The sequence below is a fragment of the Niallia sp. FSL K6-0212 genome (genome assembly GCF_038007605.1).
In the GTDB taxonomy this organism is placed as follows: Bacteria; Bacillota; Bacilli; order Bacillales; family Cytobacillaceae; genus Niallia; species Niallia circulans.
In genome coordinates, this window is sequence record NZ_JBBOXL010000001.1 from 4,438,076 (window position 1) to 4,459,117 (window position 21,042).

At 35.5% G+C, this 21,042-nt stretch carries 20 protein-coding genes; 1 reads left to right on the top strand and 19 read right to left on the bottom strand.

Annotation, left to right across the window (positions count from 1 at the left end; genetic code table 11):
• Positions 1-185 precede the first annotated feature (185 nt).
• From glyS to rpsU, 17 genes are all read right to left on the bottom strand, one after another.
• On the bottom strand, positions 186-2,252 hold the full coding sequence (gene glyS / locus MHH96_RS21445) for a glycine--tRNA ligase subunit beta (RefSeq protein WP_144546669.1): 2,067 nt from the start codon (positions 2,250-2,252) through the stop codon (positions 186-188).
• Positions 2,245-3,135, bottom strand: coding sequence for a glycine--tRNA ligase subunit alpha (gene glyQ, locus MHH96_RS21450; protein ID WP_047941289.1), 891 nt, complete (start codon positions 3,133-3,135; stop codon positions 2,245-2,247). The genes glyS and glyQ overlap by 8 nt, the downstream gene beginning before the upstream one ends.
• A 378-nt stretch (positions 3,136-3,513) precedes the next feature.
• Complete coding sequence (gene recO, locus MHH96_RS21455; RefSeq protein ID WP_047941379.1) at positions 3,514-4,269, bottom strand: DNA repair protein RecO; 756 nt, start codon at positions 4,267-4,269, stop codon at positions 3,514-3,516.
• A 34-nt stretch (positions 4,270-4,303) separates the two neighbouring features.
• Positions 4,304-4,447 (bottom strand): YqzL family protein, encoded by a 144-nt coding sequence (locus MHH96_RS21460; RefSeq protein ID WP_082138270.1) that lies wholly within the window; start codon positions 4,445-4,447, stop codon positions 4,304-4,306.
• 227 nt (positions 4,448-4,674) lie between these two features.
• Complete coding sequence (gene era, locus MHH96_RS21465; protein WP_217279781.1) at positions 4,675-5,589, bottom strand: GTPase Era; 915 nt, start codon at positions 5,587-5,589, stop codon at positions 4,675-4,677.
• Entirely contained in the window at positions 5,579-5,980 is a 402-nt protein-coding gene (locus MHH96_RS21470; protein WP_047941291.1) for a cytidine deaminase, read from the bottom strand. The genes era and MHH96_RS21470 overlap by 11 nt, the downstream gene beginning before the upstream one ends.
• Before the next feature lie 415 nt (positions 5,981-6,395).
• On the bottom strand, positions 6,396-6,791 hold the full coding sequence (locus tag MHH96_RS21475; protein ID WP_047941292.1) for a diacylglycerol kinase family protein: 396 nt from the start codon (positions 6,789-6,791) through the stop codon (positions 6,396-6,398).
• Positions 6,769-7,239, bottom strand: coding sequence for an rRNA maturation RNase YbeY (gene ybeY / locus MHH96_RS21480; RefSeq protein ID WP_047941293.1), 471 nt, complete (start codon positions 7,237-7,239; stop codon positions 6,769-6,771). Before ybeY ends, MHH96_RS21475 begins: the two co-directional genes overlap by 23 nt.
• 12 nt (positions 7,240-7,251) lie before the next feature.
• Entirely contained in the window at positions 7,252-9,423 is a 2,172-nt protein-coding gene (locus tag MHH96_RS21485) for an HD family phosphohydrolase (RefSeq protein ID WP_047941294.1), read from the bottom strand.
• Between the two features lie 322 nt (positions 9,424-9,745).
• The gene (locus MHH96_RS21490) at positions 9,746-10,711 is read right to left on the bottom strand and encodes a PhoH family protein (protein WP_047941296.1); all 966 of its coding nucleotides are present in this window, start codon (positions 10,709-10,711) and stop codon (positions 9,746-9,748) included.
• The gene (yqfD, locus tag MHH96_RS21495; RefSeq protein ID WP_144546671.1) at positions 10,708-11,901 is read right to left on the bottom strand and encodes a sporulation protein YqfD; all 1,194 of its coding nucleotides are present in this window, start codon (positions 11,899-11,901) and stop codon (positions 10,708-10,710) included. Before yqfD ends, MHH96_RS21490 begins: the two co-directional genes overlap by 4 nt.
• A gap of 14 nt (positions 11,902-11,915) precedes the next feature.
• Positions 11,916-12,200 carry a sporulation protein YqfC gene (gene yqfC, locus MHH96_RS21500; RefSeq protein WP_016202973.1) on the bottom strand — a complete coding sequence of 95 codons (285 nt, stop codon included), beginning with the start codon at positions 12,198-12,200 and terminating at the stop codon, positions 11,916-11,918.
• Positions 12,201-12,432: 232 nt separating this feature from the next.
• On the bottom strand, positions 12,433-12,879 hold the full coding sequence (locus MHH96_RS21505) for a hypothetical protein (RefSeq protein WP_144546673.1): 447 nt from the start codon (positions 12,877-12,879) through the stop codon (positions 12,433-12,435).
• A gap of 25 nt (positions 12,880-12,904) precedes the next feature.
• Positions 12,905-13,906, bottom strand: coding sequence for a flotillin-like protein FloA (floA, locus tag MHH96_RS21510; protein WP_047941299.1), 1,002 nt, complete (start codon positions 13,904-13,906; stop codon positions 12,905-12,907).
• Positions 13,906-15,246: an NfeD family protein gene (locus MHH96_RS21515; RefSeq protein WP_144546675.1), complete on the bottom strand. Its 1,341-nt coding sequence runs from the start codon at positions 15,244-15,246 to the stop codon at positions 13,906-13,908. The genes floA and MHH96_RS21515 overlap by 1 nt, the downstream gene beginning before the upstream one ends.
• A gap of 295 nt (positions 15,247-15,541) precedes the next feature.
• Entirely contained in the window at positions 15,542-15,985 is a 444-nt protein-coding gene (locus MHH96_RS21520; RefSeq protein WP_047941300.1) for a GatB/YqeY domain-containing protein, read from the bottom strand.
• A gap of 17 nt (positions 15,986-16,002) precedes the next feature.
• Positions 16,003-16,176, bottom strand: coding sequence for a 30S ribosomal protein S21 (gene rpsU, locus MHH96_RS21525; RefSeq protein ID WP_003152957.1), 174 nt, complete (start codon positions 16,174-16,176; stop codon positions 16,003-16,005).
• A 330-nt stretch (positions 16,177-16,506) separates the two neighbouring features.
• On the opposite strand from rpsU, the gene MHH96_RS21530 reads away from it, so the two are divergent.
• Positions 16,507-17,424 carry a Na/Pi symporter gene (locus tag MHH96_RS21530; RefSeq protein WP_047941301.1) on the top strand — a complete coding sequence of 306 codons (918 nt, stop codon included), beginning with the start codon at positions 16,507-16,509 and terminating at the stop codon, positions 17,422-17,424.
• A 60-nt stretch (positions 17,425-17,484) separates the two neighbouring features.
• Here the strand turns inward: MHH96_RS21530 and MHH96_RS21535 are convergent, their stop codons facing one another.
• Both MHH96_RS21535 and MHH96_RS21540 read right to left on the bottom strand, forming a co-directional pair.
• Positions 17,485-19,266, bottom strand: coding sequence for an ABC transporter ATP-binding protein (locus tag MHH96_RS21535; protein WP_047941302.1), 1,782 nt, complete (start codon positions 19,264-19,266; stop codon positions 17,485-17,487).
• The gene (locus MHH96_RS21540) at positions 19,256-21,016 is read right to left on the bottom strand and encodes an ABC transporter ATP-binding protein (RefSeq protein WP_047941303.1); all 1,761 of its coding nucleotides are present in this window, start codon (positions 21,014-21,016) and stop codon (positions 19,256-19,258) included. Before MHH96_RS21540 ends, MHH96_RS21535 begins: the two co-directional genes overlap by 11 nt.
• Positions 21,017-21,042 lie beyond the last annotated feature (26 nt).

The following is a 21,042-nucleotide window of genomic DNA, read 5'->3' on the forward strand; positions in this document are numbered from 1 at the left end:
AGGTAACGATATCTACTAACTATTATATACGAAATAGCCAGAATCAAAAGAAAAAGAATCTAAAGATAACTCTTTTGCTACAACCATATTTAACATTCAAGTACATATTCATTATGCCTAATCATAACAAAAGGAAACTAGGTAGGGGAATCCCCTGCCTAGCTTTTTGTTAAACTATCTAGTTACTACTTCACAATTATTTCATTTACACTTGCGAAACCTTTAATATATGCAGCAATTTCCGCCATTAGATTTAAGCGATTTTCTTTAATCTTCTCATTATCAGCCATTACCATGGTGTGGTCAAAATATGCAGAGATTGCTTCTTGTAACGAGAACAATAACTCAAAATACTCTTTTTCTTCCACTTTGGTATTAATTTTTTCTTTAACCGCTGTAAAACGATTATATAGATCACTTTCATATTCATTTTCAAACAAACTAGAATCAACCGCTGAAACGGTTACTGCCTTATTAGAAATATTGATAATTCGACTTAATGCTTCTATCCCTTCCTTGAAATTAGCATCATCTTTGTGAAGTTCAAGAACTTTTGCCTTTCTTAAAACACTTGCAGCCCCACCAATTTTTTCTGCCAACACTGCATCAATCATATCATAGCGGATGCCCTGTTCTTGTAAAATATATTTCACACGTAATTTGAAGAATGACAGTACTGAATCAACTAATTCTTGCCCGGAAACTTTTGACGCATTCTCTATTGCCTGTATCGCCAGTTCAACCAATTGCTCAATCGGAATATTCCAGTTTTTATCTATTAGGGTCTGAACAATTCCAGTTGCCTGTCTTCTTAATGCGTAAGGATCTTGTGAACCAGTTGGTACTAATCCAATACTAAAGAACGAAACAATTGTATCCAGTTTCTCTGCTAGCGCAAGTACTGCCCCCACATTACTTGGTGCTGTTTCATCATCTGCATGACGCGGCATATAATGCTCATTAATAGCGTTCGCTACTGTTGCCTTTTCTCCCTTTTGAATAGCATATCGTTCTCCCATTAATCCTTGCAGCTCGGGGAATTCATAAACCATATTTGTTACAAGGTCAAACTTAGCAATTTGCGCAGCTCTGTCGACATCTTGTTTTTCTTCAGAAGTTAACTGTAATTCGTCGGCTAACTTAGAAGCAAGTAAGCGAACACGAGCTACTTTTTCTGCTAAAGTACCAATTTCTTCATGATATACGATTGCTTCTAGTTTTTTTAGAAGATCGTCTATCGCTAACTTTTGATCTTCTTTGTAGAAGAACGCTGCATCAGCAAGTCTAGCTCTTAATACTTTCTCATTTCCCCTTGCAACTTTGTCAAGATGTTGATGGTCCCCGTTCCGAACAGTTACAAAATAAGGCAACAACTTTCCTTCCTTAGACTTAACTGGGAAATAGCGTTGATGTTCTTTCATGCTTGTAATTAATACTTCGGTTGGTAACTCTAAATATGACTCATCAAAAGTACCATACAAAGCAGTTGGGTATTCAACTAAATTAGTAACTTCCTCTAATAAATCTTCATCAATTGGAATAATCCAATTGTTTTCTTCTTCTAATTTTTTTATTTGCGAAACGATAGCTTCTTTTCGTTCTGCTGCATTAACCATCACATATTGAGCCAACATTTTCTTCTCATAATCAGAAGGGTTTTGAAAGACGATTTCCCCACCTAAAAAACGATGACCACGTGACTGATTAGACGTTTCTACATTAGTAATAGAGAATGGAATAATTTCTTCTCCAAATAAGGCAATAAGCCATTTAATTGGACGAATATATCGTAATTCATTATTGGCCCAACGCATATTTTTCGGGAATGTTAAGCTTAGAATTAACTCTTTTAATTCTGATAATAATTCACTTGTCTGTTTCCCTTTAATAAATTTTTTTACATGAGCGTATTCCACACCATTTATCTCTTTAAAATAGATGTCTTCTACTGTTAAGCCTTGCCCTCTTGTGAATCCCGCAGCTGCTTTAGACCATTCACCAGCTTCGTTTAATGCAATACGTTTAGCAGGGCCTTTTGCTTCTTCTTCCATATCTTGCTGCGATTCATCTAAATCAGTAACAAGAAGGGCCAATCTGCGCGGGGAAGAAAAAGCCTGAACAGAAGCATAACCCAATTGTTTCTCCGCAAGCCAAGCCTCCATTTTCTCTTTTAATGATTGGATACTAGCAGAGATAAAACGAGCTGGCATTTCTTCTAAACCAATTTCCAATAATAAGTCTCTTTTATTCATGACTTTTTCCCTCCTTACTTTTTAAAATTGGGAATCCTAATTTTTCTCTTTCTTCGTAGAAAGTTTTTGCCACTTTACGTGCTAAATTTCTGCATCTTCCAATATATCCAGTTCTTTCTGTAACAGAAATAGCCCCTTTAGCATCCAATAGGTTGAAAACGTGAGAGCATTTTAATACATAGTCATAGGCAGGGTGTACTAGCCCTTCGTCCATTTGTCTATGCGCCTCTTTTTCATAGATAGAGAATAGGTTAAACAGCATATCGGTATCAGACGTTTCAAATGTATATTTACTATGTTCAAATTCTGGTTGATAAAAAATATCTTTGATTGTGAACCCATCTGTCCACTCTAAATCAAAAACATTTTCTTTATCTTGAATATAGGAAGCCAATCGCTCAATTCCATATGTTATTTCAACCGATACTGGCTTACATTCAATACCGCCAACTTGTTGAAAATACGTAAATTGAGTAATTTCCATTCCATCAAGCCATACTTCCCATCCAAGACCTGCGCAGCCTAGAGAAGGATTTTCCCAGTTATCCTCTACAAAGCGAATATCATGCTCTAACGGATTAATCCCTAGTGCTCTTAGAGAATCTAAATATAATTCTTGAATATTGTCAGGAGAAGGCTTCATGATTACTTGAAATTGATGATGCTGATATAAACGGTTTGGATTTTCTCCATATCTTCCATCTGCCGGTCTTCTAGATGGCTCTACATAAGCCACATTCCACGGCTCAGGACCAATCGCTCTTAAAAAAGTATAAGGACTCATCGTCCCCGCACCTTTTTCTACATCATATGCCTGCATTAGGATACAACCATAGTCAGACCAATGTTTTTGCAATGTTAAAATCATGTTTTGAATATTCATTGCTTTCCTACACCTCCGAATTTATAAAACGTATATTCAGCATAGATTTATGTAGAGTATGTACTCGTAAGGAACACAAAAAACTCTCGTCCCTATGCCAAATATTTCTTGACATAGGGACGAGAGTTAACCCGCGGTTCCACCCTATTTGCTGTAAGATACAGCCACTTTCAAACGCAGTTGCTCCAAGAACGCCTTCCTTAACGCTCATGAACTTGGCTTCCACTATCCCAAGCTCGCTTTTCATGAGGTGAATTAAGTACTACTTTCTTTTCAATGCAACACTCTTATTTACATGAATAATAACGAAAAAAATATTAGTTGTCAACCTTGCTTTGATTTATTCTCGAAGAAGATTCACTCTTCATTCAATTACTTTTATGTAAAGGAATCCCCTAAGTTTTTCATTGATTGAATAAATTTTTTAGATTTCAAATACAACCCAGAATACTCTTCATAATAAGCATCAATAATCATACTTAGCTCTTTCTTAGTTGAATCTTTGACAGAGATACTACCTAGACGGGAAATATCCATATAATAAAAAATCCGAAGCAGCTTTACTGTAGCCTGCGAGATTTTATAATGATACGGGTCCTTGTCCAAGCATTGATGACAGATTAATCCACCTTCTCGGATAGAAAAAGAAAAATGCCCCTCTGTCGCTCCGCAAAAAACACAGCGATCTAGTATTGGATATAATCCTAAGCTGTTTAACATTTTTAGTTCATAGATATTTACTAATATTTCCGGATCGTATTCTTCATTCATGTAATTTAACGTTTGATATAATAATTCAAAATGAAAAGGATTTGGCTTTTTTTCATCCGTACATTTATCTGTAAGCTCTACTATATAGCTAGCGTATGCAGTAAGAAAAATATCTTCTTTCAATGAACGCATACTCGATATAATATCCCCTTGCTGTAAAAGCCCTAATCCACTACTTCGCTGGACGAGAAAATATCCATAGACAAAAGGCTGGGTTACAGCAGAAAGCCTGCTGTTTGGCTTTTTTGCACCTCTAGCCATTACCCCAACCTTTCCCCATTCTCTTGTATACAACGTTACTATTTTATTGGATTCACCGTAATCGATGGATCTAATTACAATCCCTTCACACTTTTCGAGCATCACCATTCACCATCCCCTACTATAAGGACAGTAACTATGAAATGGGATAATCAAGTTCCGCTAGTTCCTCTTCTTGCATTCCTGGTATTTCATGATTATGCTTTTCTAATTCTTTAAAGAGTAGATAAGTATCAATGTTACCTGTTTGGGAAAAAACTTTCCAGGTAAAGTCTAACATGTAAAACCCCACCTTTCGATTTTTAACTAGCTGTTTACAACCTTAATCTTATCATAGCCTGTCTTTATAAAATCATGAGACGAAAATATTGCTAATTGATTGCATGTATAATTTTCAAATAACCGAATGCCTTCTAGTTTAATCCGTTTTCCTATTGCTGCAATAAAGGGAACAACAGGATTCCATTTTTTCTTATGGCAGCCTTTAAAGCTGTTCCGTTCTAATTATTAATATTCGTCTTCTCTAAACCCAAAATCACGCAATTGTGTCATTTTATTGCGCCAATCTTTTTGTACTTTCACCCATAATTCCAAATAGACTTTATTTCCTAGAAGATTTTCAATATCCGTTCTTGCTCTTTTTCCGATTTCTTTCAGCATACTACCTTGTTTACCGATAATTATCCCTTTTTGAGAATCTCGTTCAACGATAATAGTGGCCATTACGTTAATGACATCGTTTGATTTTCTCTCCATCTTTTCAATTACTACTGCAAGGGAGTGAGGAATTTCCTCTCTTGTTAGGTGCAGTGCTTTTTCCCTTATTAACTCAGAAACAATAAAGCGTTCAGGATGGTCTGTCACTTGATCAGCTGGATAAAATTGCGGTCCTTCTGGTAAATACTTTTTGATTTGTGTTAATAATGTTTCGACATTATTTCCTTCTAGAGCAGAGATTGGGACAATTTCTTTAAATGGATACTTCTCTTTATATGATTCAATAATGGCAAATAATTGATCTGGGTGAATCGTATCAATTTTATTAATCACTAAAAATATTGGTGTTTTTACAGACTGAAATTTCTCAAGAATGAATTCTTCCCCTTTACCAAAGCCTTCTTCAGCGTTAACCATAAAAAGGATTAGATCCACTTCTTTCAGTGTATTTTGCGCTACCTTCATCATAAAATCGCCAAGTCTATGTTTCGGTTTATGAATTCCAGGTGTATCAATGAAAATAAGCTGTGCATCATCTGTTGTAAGTACACCTTGAACTTTATTTCTTGTAGTCTGTGGCTTGTCGCTCATAATCGCAATCTTTTGGCCTATTACACGGTTCAAAAAGGTTGATTTTCCAACATTAGGTCTTCCTATAATGGAGATAAATCCTGATTTGTGTTCTGTTTGATTATTAATGTTCATTTAAATCCTCCGGTGAAAATGCTCCTGGCAATAACTCTGCCACAGTTAATGTTTGTACGTCGCCTTTTAAATTCGTTAATATTACTTCCATGTCTTTTGGACAAAGTTCAGAAATTACTTGTCTGCAAGCACCACATGGAGAAACTGGTCCCTCTGTATCTGCCACAACAACAAGCTTCTTGAAAGTAGTATCACCTTCTGACACAGCTTTAAATAATGCCGTTCGTTCTGCACAATTCGTCATACTGTACGCTGCGTTTTCAATGTTACAACCGTGATAAACGATACCCTTTTCCGAAAGCAGAGCTGCTCCTACCTTAAATTTTGAATAAGGTACATACGCTTTATCACGTGCAAGTTTTGCTTCTTCCATTAGAAGTTCCTTTTTCATACAAATCCCTCTTTTCTTTAAGCAGCTTTTCATGCTATTTCAAGTTCACTTTTGGCTATATCACAAGCCGAAAAGGTTCTTGTTTAGCCAAATACTTTCCCCTTTAGCGCTAAGATTTATTTTAAAATAATTTTTCATTTTAGTGAGTATCTCTTTTTAGTAAGCCCTATTCTCGCCTTACACATTATTTTAAAGAATAAATGGAACGTTTTCAAACTTCAGTAACACTTAATATGATGTTAAATGTACTGTCTTAAAATTATATACTAATTTGGAAGCACAATAAAGAGAAAGAAGTAGGGAGTTATTAATGAACGTAGAAAACCCAAAAATAAAAAACTACCTTTTAAAAATTAAATCTTCAACAAATAACTATTTGTTGAAGATTTAATTTTTATCAGATAGCTTTTATTCTCTAACCTATTATAGCGCTCCAGATTTTCGGGATAAAGATGATTCCGCCAATCACAATCGAAAGAATTGCTGCGACAAAAACAGCACCAGCAGCTATGTCCTTTGCCTCTTTTGCCAATGGATGATATTCACTAGTAACAAGATCCACCACACGTTCTATTGCCGTATTTATCAGTTCTAGGCTAATTACTAATCCAATACAAAAAGCAATTAACATCCATTCCTGTTTAGACAAATCATTTAAAAGGCCCAATACAATAACAAGAATGGTAATAACCAAATGAATTTTTACATTTCTTTCTTGTTTAATAGCAGTTAGTATTCCCAATATCGCTAAACGGAAGGAGGATAATTGACTGTTCTTTCGAATTCTTTTATCTTTGTAATCCGAACTCATCTAAAATATCCTTTTGAAGAGTAAACATCACTTTTTCATCTTCTTCTGTCATATGGTCATATCCTAGTAAGTGCAAAAAGCCATGAACAGATAAAAATCCAAGTTCTCTCATATAAGAATGACCATAATCATTAGCCTGTTCCTCCGCTTTATCGATAGAAATGACAATATCTCCTAACATTCTAGGAAGTCCCTCTCCAACCAATTCCAATTCGCCTTCTCCTAATTCCTCCAGCGCAAAAGAAATAACATCTGTCGGTTGATCCTTTTCTCTATATTCTTTATTTATTTGTTGAATTTGTTCATTATGAACGAAGGTAATGGAAAGCTCAATTTCTCCTTGGAGATTTAGTTTACCGGCCGCAAATTGTAAAAGTTTCTCGATTTTCGCAATCTCACTTTCCTTCACTTTTTCTGTTTCATCAATAAAATCAATTTCTAAATTCATATTCGACTTCCTTTACTTTTTCATTTCTGGATATTCGATTCGTGAATGAAAAATTCCTTTTAACGTTTCACTTAATGTATTTCGAACAATATCTAATTCCTTTAATGTTAAATCACATTCATCCAATTGTCCATCTTGCAAACGGTCAGAAATAATATTCTTAATTAAAGAGTCAATTTGCTCGGTGGTTGGTGCATTTAAACTTCTTACAGCAGCTTCTACACTATCCGCAATTCCTATAATTGCTACCTCACGCGTTTGGGCTTTTGGGCCTGGGTAGCGGTAATCACTTTCTTTTACCTCTCCCCCTTTTTCCTTTGCCTTAAAATAAAAATATTTTAAGAGGGAGGTTCCATGATGCTGTTCAGCAATATCGACGATTTCTTTCGGTAATTTATATTTTCTTAATAACTCAGCTCCATCTGTTGCGTGGGCAATAATGATATTTTTACTGGCCTGGGGAGGAATACGGTCGTGTGGATTTCCCATATTCATTTGATTTTCAATAAAAAAATGCGGCCTTTTTGTTTTCCCGATATCATGATAATAACAACCAACTCTTGCCAATAAACCATTGGCACCAATCGCTTCACATGCTGATTCCGCTAAATTAGCAACCATCACACTATGATGATACGTACCAGGTGCCTCAGTTAAGATTTTACGTAATAATGGATGGTTAGGATTAGAGAGCTCAATTAACTTAATGGTAGAAAGCACCCCAAACCCGGTTTCAAGGAAAGGCAAGAAACCGATTGTTAAAACAGCTGAACTTATTCCGGAAATAACGGCCAGTAAAAGGAATACACCATATTCTTTTGCACCATAATGTCCGTTTTGTAAATATAAAATCGCTAATATCGTAACAATATTTATAAAAGAAATAAAGAATCCTGCATAAAGAATATTGGTCCGCTGATTTCTTTTATATAAAAATAAAATACTGGCTAAACCACTTGCAATAATATATATACCCATTCCTACATTAAAAGTTCCAGCAACTCCTTCATTAAACATAATCATTCCACAAACCGCAAGAATAATCGTTACTAATAAAGCAGATTTTTCTTCCATTAATATCTTAATTAACATAACCGCCATAGCAGCTGGAAATATATAGCCAATCTCTGTGTATTCAAACTGTTGGAAGGCGCTTATTGTTTTCATTAATACAATCGTTACACTAATTATAAGAAAGAACATTAAATAGAACTGGATATTATTCTCCTTCTCTTTCGATGTTCTTTTAAGTGTATAAAAATAAAGTGCCGCTAGCATCGTCAAGATGATTAAACCTAAACCGATAAATGGCTGAATGGAATTATCGCTATCTAATAATCCAACAAGTTCAAGTTGTCTATGTATCTCTCTACTTATCAGTTGGCCTTCTTCCACAAGAACTTGGCCTTGAAGTACTCTTATTGGCTCCACACCATCAACAGCTTGCTGACGCATTTCTTCTGTCGCAGTAGGATCGTAGAACTCATTTTGAATGATTGCAAATCTTCCTAAATCGATACTTGCACTCTTTAAATCAGAAGTTAAACCATCGTTTACCTTTAAGATATCCTCCACTCTTTTTTTGGCATTCTCCACCTCATCTGAAGGAATCTTACCATTCATTACTGTATGTATAGCTGTTACCGTAATATCTTTTGCGATTTCTAACTGATCTTCCGAATAAGGAATAAGCGATTTTAAAGAGCGGTCCATAATTTCATTCGTTACTTCATTTGTCAGCTTGCCTTTTAGTAATTCAAGCTTCTCGTCAACGGATGGCTCTTTTATTGATTGTTTATTCTTATCTTCCTCTTCTGCTTTCTTTCTTTTTTCTTCCATTTGTTTCTCTACTTCGTTATTTACTTCTGTTACAGAATCAAATATAGAAGATATTAAATCTACACGATTCTGAGCAATTTCTTTATTAACAACATAGACATCCTGTACTTGATTTTTTGCTTCTTCCTTCTTTTTCTCTGTACTCTCTTTATCTTCCACTGTTATGGGTGACCTAATAGTCTGATCCGCTACAGAAAATAACTGTACATTTAATTTTTCCGGCTTTACGTTTCCATAGAGTGTAAAGAATAAAATGACACCAAGTAAAATAAAGAGAATTATTTTAAAAAAGGTAATATTCATTAGTTTTATTAAATTATTACGCATTCTCTGCCAAACGTTCATATTTACCTCCTATTTCAAAAAAATAGGTTCAGTTGCTTATTCTATCATCTTAAACCTATTTTTTAATCCTTAACCTATCTAGATGTAAATTCTCCTTCTGAAAGCTGATTTTCAAGCATTTGTCACTTTCCTCAATAGATCAGTAAAACCACCAATAATTAAAAACAAAAAAATCTGATGATATGTAAAATGATAACAGTTTTTTCGATCGTTTTCATCCTTTTTCGAATATTTCATGTATCCGGAACGTATCCAATCCAATATAGAAAGAAGGACAATATCCTTAAGCCCAAATAAACTTAAGATATTGTCCTTCTTTCTTTTACATAACTTGCTTTCCATATGCATGAATAATTTTTCCGACTAATGGATGTCTCACTACATCGCTTTCTTCTAAATGAACAAAGCCGATCCCATTTACGTTTTGCAGAATTTGTTCTGCAACTACTAATCCTGATTTCACGCCCTTTGGCAGATCTATTTGTGTTTTATCCCCTGTAACCACCATCTTGGATCCAAAACCAAGTCTTGTTAAAAACATTTTCATCTGGGCATGAGTTGTATTCTGTGCTTCGTCTAATATTACAAAAGCATCATCCAGTGTTCTCCCGCGCATATAGGCAAGTGGAGCTACTTCAATCGTATTTCTTTCAATCAAACGAGCAGTATGCTCCATACCAAGCACATCATGCAATGCATCATATAACGGGCGTAAATACGGATCTACTTTTTCTTTCAAATCCCCTGGCAAAAAACCTAAACTTTCCCCCGCTTCCACTGCAGGTCTTGTTAAAATAATTCTATTTACTTTCCCGCTCTTTAAAGCATTTACCGCCATCACAACGGCTAAATAAGTCTTACCTGTTCCTGCAGGCCCAATCCCAAAAACTAGATCATTTCTTCTAATAGTGCGTATATACTCACTTTGGCCGATCGTTTTTACTCTAATTGATTTTCCTTTAATCGTTTTCGCTATTTCTTCATCGTATAGTGACCCAAAATATTCAAGCGTACCTTTCTTTGCCAGTGAGATCGCATATACCACATCTCGTTGACTGATGGAAACACCCTTTCGGATTACTTGTAAAAGTTTATCAACAATATCCCCAACGAGCTCTATTGAATCAGGATTCTCAGAAGAAACAAGCAGCGTTTCTCCTCTCGTTACGATGTTACAATCTAATTCTTTTTCAAGCACTTGCAGATTGCTATCTCCATTACCAAGTAAAGCAATTGCTTCGTTTGGATCTTTCAACTTTACATTCATCGTTTTTAAATCTTCTGTCATTCTGTATCTCCTTGAGTTAGAGGTTGTGCTTTCGCAATGTTTTCTATTGTTGTAAAAGCTATATTTAATTTAACTTTACCATTCTTTATATCTTGTTGTAAAATTTTTTCCTCCTTAATTTTCCCATCTTCACCAATTCGTTTCATAATATCCTTTCTCGCATCCTCCTTCCCCTTCTCGATAGCATCCTTCTCACTATATCCTCTTATTACAATCTCTTTTTCCCGATATGTTTTATTTACAATCTTAATTGGCAATTCCCATTTAAAGAACTTAACGTTTGACTCATTCTCCTCTTCCTCATATTCCTTATACTCTATTTTGCCAAATCCCCATACAGGAATACTCCACTTACCAAGCTTCATATAAATTTTTTGCTTTTCCGCTCCATTAAATACTTGGAAAGTTGTTTCCAAAGGAACAGTCACTTTTGTCGTATACCACACTTCTCCCCATACTTTCCCTTTAGCAGATACACTCTTCGCACGATCTTCATTCCCTATTTGGCCTGCAACTAACAATTGTCCCTTTCTCACAACTTCATTGATGGCATAGCGTTTTGTACCAGATTCCACAAAATCTGTTACAATTGTCGCTTTCTTCGTTGCTATTAAATTTTGCGGGCCCGCTTCTTTCTTTTTCTTCGGCTCGTTTTTTTCAACTACCTGGAAATGATAAGTTGTCCCTTTTAACTCCACACCAATCCATGTAATCGCATCAATATTATTTGTTAATTCTGCCTGAATTTCATCTAATTCCTTCGCAAAAAACTGCGATTTACCAATTTTTATGTCCATCTTATCCAGCTGCTTACGAATTTGATATTCAGTCGCAGGATTTGCTCCCTTGATTTCTATTCCCCAGACCATATTAGATAAAGTGAGAACTAGTCCTAAAAAAAGGAATAATCCGAGTACAAAACCGCTATTTTTCCACATTCTTTTATATAGAAACGGAGCTCCAGCTCGGCGCTGAAACTCTATTTTTATACCGCTTCCTCTAACTAAATGACGAAGAGAATGGATATTCTTTAGACTAATCTGAAAGGTTACAGCTTGCGGTCCGTGCTTCTTTACGTTCCAAACAGACATACCATTTTTTAATAACTTATTTAAAAACCTTTCTAAACCTTTGCCTGTTGCTTTCACTGTAATAATCCCTGTTAAATATTCTATCCAATGATTTTTCATAATTTCCTCCCAAATCATTCATTTATGTATAAAACTTGATCTATTTTCCCTTCTAATAATATTTCCTCTGGTAAAATTGTCTTAATAACAAACCCTTTTCCTTTAATCAACAGCTGCCCTTGTTTTAAAAGCAATCGCAATTCTTTATCTGAAAAGGTTATTAACCCTCGGTGGTTCTCTACATAAATATGTATTTGTCCAATCATTGTAATTCTAGGTAAGTCCATCATGACATCTTGAGGAAGTTCTAAGTTTTTTATCATCCAGTTCCGCAAGTTGTGTCCCCATTTTTTAGCCATAAAAAAAGAACCCCCTTTCCTCTCTTTTATGAGATTCTCTGTATAGACAGTACGCTTTCTTACACTTACTATCATCATATTCACGGAGTCCTACATTATGCTAAGAAAAACTTTTACGACACGCATTCGTGGAGATTTTCTTTAAATATCCTTTTATACAAAAAAAAGAGCTATTATCTAGCAAATCACTTCTCCAAAGAGAAATAACGCTTGATAATAACTCTCTATGTTTTTATTTTCTGCTTGTTACGCTGTGTTGCATAGAAGCTCGATGTGGATTTCTTGAACGAGGCGAAGCTAATACTTCCGAAAACACTACCGCCTGAACAATATTATCCTTTGTAAATAAGCCTTCAGATTCTTCCAGAGGTTGATTCTTATTTATAATTGGTCCTTGAACGACTCGATTTCGTTGTTTTTCCATCATATTAATCTTCTTTTGTAAACTTGCATTTTCCCTTTGCAGCCTTTCCAGCTCAGAAAGTGGTTTTTCAACCTGCACCACATTTTTAGACTTTACAGGGACAGTCATAACTTGTCTTTCTCTCTCCACTTCTGCATTTACTTGTTTTGGCACCTGTGGTCTTTTTGGTTTGGGCGCCGGCTTTTTTTTACTATTATCAAAAACAGAAGAGAAGAGAAAAACTACAACCGCAATTATAATTGGAACAATTTCCAAATCTTTTCCCTCCCTTTCTTAAAGTTTACTCATTATCATCTTTATTTTTCTGGTCATCTGTTAATTTACCGATCGAGCCTCTCATTTCTGTATCAGCCGTGATATTTTGTAAATTCATATAGTCCATTACTCCAATATTGCCTGAACGCAACGCATCAGACATAGCCATAGGAACTTCCGCTTCTGCTTCGACAACCTTCGCACGCATTTCTTGAACTTTTGCTTTCATCTCTTGTTCTTGGGCAACAGCCATCGCTCTACGCTCTTCCGCTTTTGCTTGAGCGATTTTCTTATCTGCTTCTGCTTGCTCTGTTTGTAATTCAGCGCCAATGTTTTTACCGATATCTACATCCGCAATATCAATCGATAGAATTTCAAAAGCTGTACCAGCATCCAACCCTTTAGCTAAAACTGTTTGAGAAATCATATCTGGATTTTCTAATACTTTTTTATGATTATCAGAAGAACCAATTGTCGAAACAATCCCTTCCCCAACTCTGGCTACAACTGTTTCTTCTCCAGCTCCCCCTACTAGTCTCTCAATATTGGCACGCACTGTAATTCTTGCTTTTGCTTTTACTTCAATGCCATCCATCGCTACACCAGCAATAAAAGGTGTCTCAATTACTTTAGGATTTACACTCATTTGCACTGCTTCTAATACATCACGTCCTGCTAAATCAATTGCAGCACATCTTTCAAATGATAGCTCAATATTGGCACGATGGGCAGCAATCAGCGCATTTACTACCCTATCAACATTACCACCAGCAAGATAATGACTTTCTAATTGATTGATTGTTACATTTAATCCCGCTTTATGGGCTTTAATCAACGGATTTACAACACGACTTGGTATAACCCTTCTTAAACGCATCCCTACTAATGTGAAAATGCTAATTCTCACTCCTGCTGCTAAAGCAGAAATCCAGAGCATTACTGGCACAAATGTTAATAGCACCCCTAATAAAATAATTGCCAATACTACAACAATAATCCAAAATATTTCAAATCCGCCTACTAGCATTACTCATCCTCCTTTTGTATATCTATCGTTAGTATTTCCCTTACAACAATTCTTGAACCTTCTGCTTTTACTACTTTTACTTTCTTGCCCTTATCAATAAAACTTCCATCACTCACCACATCGATTCTTTCATCCTCAATAAGTATGACTCCGGCAGGACGTAAGGCAGTTAAGGTAACGCCTGTTTTCTCCTTCAAATCATTGCGGTTCTGATTAGAAACATACCCACTTTCTGTATTGGTTGAGTCTGTTAAAATTATTTTTTTAAAGAATTTCATTTTTCTACCAAACACCTTTACTAATAAGATAGATGCTATAATGGAAACCCCTATTGCGATTGCTAGACTTATCCCGATGACCGCAATATCTCCACTTGCAAGAAACATGCTAGCAATGACAGAAACAATCCCAATTGCTCCAGCTATTCCACCGACGACAAAGAACTCCAGTATAATCAAAAGGATTCCAATCACAAAGAGAATGAGACTTTCGTATCCCGCAAGTCCTGCAACTAGATGCCCATAGAAAAAGAGCAATAAAGCAGAAATTCCCGCTATTCCCGGCAGTCCAAACCCAGGTGAATATAATTCGATGATTAATCCCAAACTTCCAATTGATAATAATATAGGAATGATAATAGGATTTGTTACAAACCTTGCAATTTTCACTGCAAAGCTTTCATCAACCTTTTCTATCTTTGCGTTCTGTATCCCTAAATGATCTAGCACATCCTCTAAACTATTTACCGTACCATTGGAATAGTTTATTTCTTCTGCTTCAGATGAAGTTAAAGTTAAAAACTTGCCAGCTTCCTTCATACCTGGAATGGAAATAGATTTATCTGCCATCGCCATTGCATAAAGTGGATCTCTTCCTGTTTTTTCTGCTGCCCCTTTCATGGCAGAAATCCAGTAAGACTGAGCCTTTTCATCTGCTGCATTCCCTTGTCCGTCTATCACCCCAGAGGATCCTATTCTGCCTCCCTCCACCATATAGATTTCATCGGTATTTAATGCAATATAGGAACCAGCAGAAATGGCATCTTGGTTAATAAAAGTAACCGTTTTTATGTCAGTTTCTGCAATTCTCTTTCCTATTTCAATAGCAGCAGATATATCTCCACCAGGTGTATGCATATCAAAGACTATCGCACTAGCCTGATTTTCTTCTGCTTCGGTAATTGCCCGATCTACAAACTGACTTAAACCTTTTTCAACCGTATCCTTTATTGGCACTACATATACTTTTTCTTCATTATTAGCGTAAATGATACTAGGAATGAAGGATAGAAAAAAAATAAAAAGAAGAGGGATCAACAATATTTTCTTTTGTCTTCTCAAATTTTCCCTCCTTTCCAAATGGTAATAGAAAAATGTTATGGCTATGTATACGTTTAACTAAATAAAAAGTTTCATTTTTTTTAATTTTTATTTAATTAATAATTTCTATCGTTTAAATCGAGAAAAACAAAGGACAAAATATGGTCCTGCAAAGGAAATTAACAGATCTAACTATATTTAATAAAAATCATCTAATTTTATTATATGTTATATTAGAAATGGATAAAACAGAAAATCTTTTAACTATGTAAAAAGGCTGCAGATATAATCTGCAGCCTTTAAAACATAAACTTATTTATGAAAGGTGTTGTTGTACAAGTTTATTTACTAGTGAACCGTCTGCTTTTCCTTTTACTTTAGGCATTAAAGCAGCCATCACTTTTCCCATTTCTTTCTTTGAAGAAGCTCCAGTATCAGCGATTGCTTGTTTCACAATCTCTGCTAGCTCCTCTTCTGAAAGTTGTTCTGGCATATATATTTCAACATGTTTTAACTCCGCACGTATTTTGTCAACAAGATCTTCACGACCTGCTTTCTCAAACTCATGGAGGGAGTCTTTGCGTTGTTTTACTTCGCGAGAAAGGACAGATAACTCGTCTTCTTCAGAAAGATCTCTACCAAGCTTAATACTTTCATTCTGAATGGCAGCCTTAATCATTCGAATTACAACTAGTTTATCTTTTTCTTTGTTTTTCATCGCTTGCTTCATATCATTATTTAAGCGTTCGAGAAGACTCAATTTTGCTACACCCTCTCTTAGAACTTACGTTTTCTTGCTGCTTCTGATTTTTTCTTACGTTTCACACTTGGTTTCTCGTAGAATTCGCGCTTTCTAGCTTCCTGCAAAGTACCAGTTTTTGATACTGAACGTTTGAAGCGACGAAGAGCATCTTCAAGCGATTCGTTTTTACGAACGACGGTTTTAGACATTCTCTTTCCCTCCCTCCGAACACAACACACTAACATCAACATGGTTTCCATGTACCTTGACATTATAATATATCAAAGTTACAAGGTCAACTGTATTTGACCTTGTTAGACAAATTGTTTTAAAAAAACGTAAAAAAAAGGTGTTTTATACAAGGAATTAGCCTTTTTCTCCCTCCGATCCCTTCTCTTTTTGTATTTTTCCCTCTAGTCATGTTTTTAAACACCCTGTCAAATCTAGTATAAGAAGCTAGTTTTGTCATCATTAATTAGCTAAAAATGACATGTCCACCTTCTTTATTTCATATAGTTCTAATAAGGAGGAAGCCTAGAATGATTTATCTTATACTTTTTATTATCCTTATCCTTTTATTTATTTATGGGATGACTCTCTTACGGACAGGTTTATTTAATTTATCTTCTCAATCATTAAAAAACTCGCTCGAAAAATTAACAGATAAGCCATGGAAGGGGTTAATTGTTTCCATCATTATTACAGCACTTCTTCAAAGCAGCGCTGCCGTTATGGTTTTAACGATTGGACTAATTTCAGCAAGAGTCTTAACCTTTCCTCAATCTATCGGGATTATTTTAGGAACAAATATCGGAACCACCTTCACAACTGAATTTATTACGTTTAACATGAATAATTATCTACTTCCGCTTGCCATCCTAGGTGTGCTCTTGATCATCATTAACAAATATCAATTAAGAAGTATCGGCTTCATTTTATTCGGTATGTCGATTGTCTTTACAACAATGCGAGGTTTTAAATATTTTGCTGGGATGATGGAACATCATCCTGCTCTAAATTCGTTTTTCCTTTCATTAGCAGACCGTCCTTTCATCGCCCTTGTAGTCGGCATTATTATAACTGCCCTAATCCAATCAAGTACAGCGACAATTGGTATTATAATGGGCTTTTTATCAGCAGGATTGCTTCCGATTGAAATTGCTATAGCCATTATGTTGGGATCTAATATTGGTTCCTGTATAACTTCTTTTTTAGCATCAATAGGAACAGAAAAAAGTGCAAAACTTTGTGCTTATGCCCATATTTGGTTAAATATTGGAGGGGTCATTTTGTTTTATCCGTTTATCAATGATTTAGCTGCTATTGTCAAAAATATGACAGCAGAAATGGATGTTCAATTAGCTCATGCAAGCCTGTTATTTAATGTTCTATCTTCGCTCCTAGTTCTCCCCTTTGCGGAGCGCTTTGGCAAATTGATTATGCGATTACACAGCTGATGGATTGGGGTGAAATGCTATAAAAGGCTGCAAACATGGATATATGTCTGCAGCCCTTTTTTACATAACCTTCAATAAATCATATTGTGATTGATATAAATGATAATACAATCCTTTTTGTGCCATTAACTCATCATGTGTGCCTTTTTCTGCAACTCTCCCACCATCCACATAAAATATTTGACTACTATTTTTAATTGTTGATAGACGATGGGCAATGATGAAGGATGTCCTTCCTTTTAACAATTCAGTAATTCCTTCTTGGAGAAGTTCTTCCGTCTTTGTATCAATGCTGCTGGTTGCCTCGTCTAATATCAATATTTTAGGATTAGCCAAGAGGGCTCTTGCGAAAGATATTAACTGCCTTTGTCCCGCTGATAAAGTACTACCTCTTTCTTCTACAACAGTATGATATCCATCCTTTAAGTCTTTTATAAAGTCATGTGCTCTAACAATTTTAGCTGCGGTAATCACTTCTTCTTCCGTTGCATCTAGCTTCCCATAGCGAATATTATCTAGAATGGTTCCAGAAAATACAAAGGTATCTTGAAGCATCACACCCATTTGCGACCGTAAAGATTTTAATGTTACATCTCTTACATCAATCCCATCAATTTTGACACTGCCTTCATTTACATCATAAAACCTACTTAACAAATTTATAATAGTAGATTTACCTGCACCTGTGGGGCCGACTAAGGCGATACTCTGACCTGCATTAATATGAAAACTGACATCACTAAGTATGTTTTTCCCTTCTTCATAACGGAAGGTAACTCGTTCAAAGGTGACATTCCCTTTAATCGTTGGCATTGGGATTGCTTTTGGCTGATCCTTAATATCTGGTTCAACATCCAGAGTTTCAAAAATACGTTCCAAATAAGCAGAAGCAGTGATAAGCGCATTATAGAAGTTCCCCATATTAATAACTGGGTTCCAGAAATTATTGACATAGCCAATAAACGCTACAAGTGTACCTGTACTAACATCTACCCCAATTTGCCGTATTCCTACGAAGTAAATTAAACTTGTTGTTAAAACAGAGATATTTTGAACACCTGGCCATAGAAGAAACTGGATTGAAACTGCCTTAAGCCAAGATGTTCGGGTTTCATTGCTTACTTCATCAAAAATTTCAAAATTCTCTTCTTCCCTTGCAAAGGATTGCGTAATTTTTATGCCGGCAATACTTTCATGAATATAGGCATTCATATTAGATTGTTTATTGCTTAACACTTGATACGCTTTTCTCTGCATATTTTTGATTACCCATACTAATACTCCTAAAATCGGCAGAAGTGCTAAACTATATAATGTTAGTTTTGCGTCGATGGCAAACATAAACATTAACGTTATAATTACACTGATGATATCAGAGATCAGGTTTATCAGCCCATTACTTAATAGATCACTTAATGTATTTATATAATTAACGACTCTGATTAAGATTTTCCCATGAGGGCGATTATCAAAATAGGAAAAGGGCAGCTTCTGTAAGTGCTGAAAAATATCTAAACGCATATCCTTTAGAATATTTTGACCAATCTGAGTAATCCATTGAATGCGATACCGCATACATATACCAATTACAAATAGAGAAAGAACAAATAAAATACTAATCCCGATTAATAATGGAATATTTTTATCTGGGATAATTTCATCAATTGCTATTTTTGTAAAAAACGGACCGAGCATTCCTGCCACGTTGGCTGTTAAGATGATTAGCAATGTAATAAACAATGCCTTCTTATAAGGTTTAATATAAGCACCGATTCGTTTATAGTGACTCCAGTTAAATTCGGTCTCTAATTCTTCGTCGACATTAAATTTATTACGGGCCAATGGCTGCTCCTCCTTCTTCCTGCTCTACTAATCCTAATTGTCTTCTATACACATCGTAATACATCCCTTTTTTCGCAACAAGTTCTGTATGCGTCCCTTGTTCTTTCACTTCCCCTTTATCAAGAACTAAAATAAAGTCTGCATCCCTTACAGATGAAATACGGTGTGCAATTATGAAGGTTGTTTTATCTTGTGTCAACTGATTTAATTCCTTTTGGATTTTACTTTCTGTTTCCATATCTACAGCTGATGTTGTATCATCCAATATCAAGATAGATGGATCCTTCGCTAATGCTCTTGCTAAGGAGATCCTTTGCTTTTGACCACCAGATAATCCCACTCCGCGCTCTCCTACGATTGTATCGTATCCCTCCGGCATTTTAACGATAAAGTTATGGGCGTCGGCAATTGCTGCCACGCGTTGAATTTGCTCCATGTTTAAATATGGTTTTCCAAAGGAGATATTTTCCTCAATAGTATTTGAAAATAAAAAAATGTCTTGCATAACCATCGAAATTTGATCGCGAAGCTTCCTCACTGGCCATTCTTTTGCATTTATTTGATCAATTAATACTTCTCCTTCTGTTGGATCATAGAATCTTGCAATTAAATTAACAAGCGTTGATTTACCAGATCCAGTTTCCCCTAAAATCCCAACAGTTTGCCCCGGTCGGACGGTAAAGGATACATTTTTTAAGATAGGGGTTTCAGGGTCATCGGAAAACGCAAAAGAGACATCTTTAAACGTTACATATCCAGCAATTTTCTTGCCTTTCTTTTTGTCTTCTACCATAATTTGTGGTTCCGTTATTAATAAATTTCTAATTTTTACACAAGATGCATTAAATCGCTGTACATCATTTATCAACCATCCACTCATGCGCATTGGCATATTTAAGAGCCACATAAACCCGTTAAATGCAACCAAGTCACCTATGGACATGTTCCCCTGAATCACAAATAAGCCACCTAATAATAAAGTAATAACAGCTAATACTCCGGCAAATCCGTCCAGCCATGGTAAATACTTTTTAGAAACATTAGCAGAATCAAGGTTACGTTTTCGATAATCATCATTAAAATGATTAAACTTTTCGATTTCATACTCTTCCCGGGAAAATGCCTTAACTACTCGGTTGCCGCTAATATTTTCTTCCACCATGGAATTCAGTCTGGAAAAACTTTCACGGATTTCTAGAAATACTGGATGAGCTGCTTTGGACATTTTTTGTGTAAAAATAAAGATAAACGGTGTAACAGCGAGTAATGCTAACGTTAATTTCCAATCAATGTTCATCATTACGATAATGGCAACGACAAACCAGATAACACATTCAGCGATATTATAGCAGACCCATGAAACGAAATGGCGTATAGCGTCCATATCACCTGTCATTCTCGCCATAATATCTCCTACTCTATTATGATTAAAAAAGTCAAAATCAAGCTCTTGAAGCTTTTTATACATATCTTGTCTTATATCAAACTGTGCGTCTTGACCAACATGTTCGTATAACATTTGGTAGATGTATCGAGTAACGGTTCTGATCAGTGTCGCTCCTATCATCGCTAGTAAAATGGGTACTAAGAGTTGGACTTGATTATTCTCAATGACTTCATCAATCAATCTTCCGCTTAAAATAGGAATAATCACTACAAAGAAAGAATTTGCTAATAAAATCAAGGATGCAACAATTACTTTTTTCTTATTCTTCTTTACGTAACTCCAAATCCATTGGTAATTATTCAATAGGAATCTACACTCTTTCTTTTTTA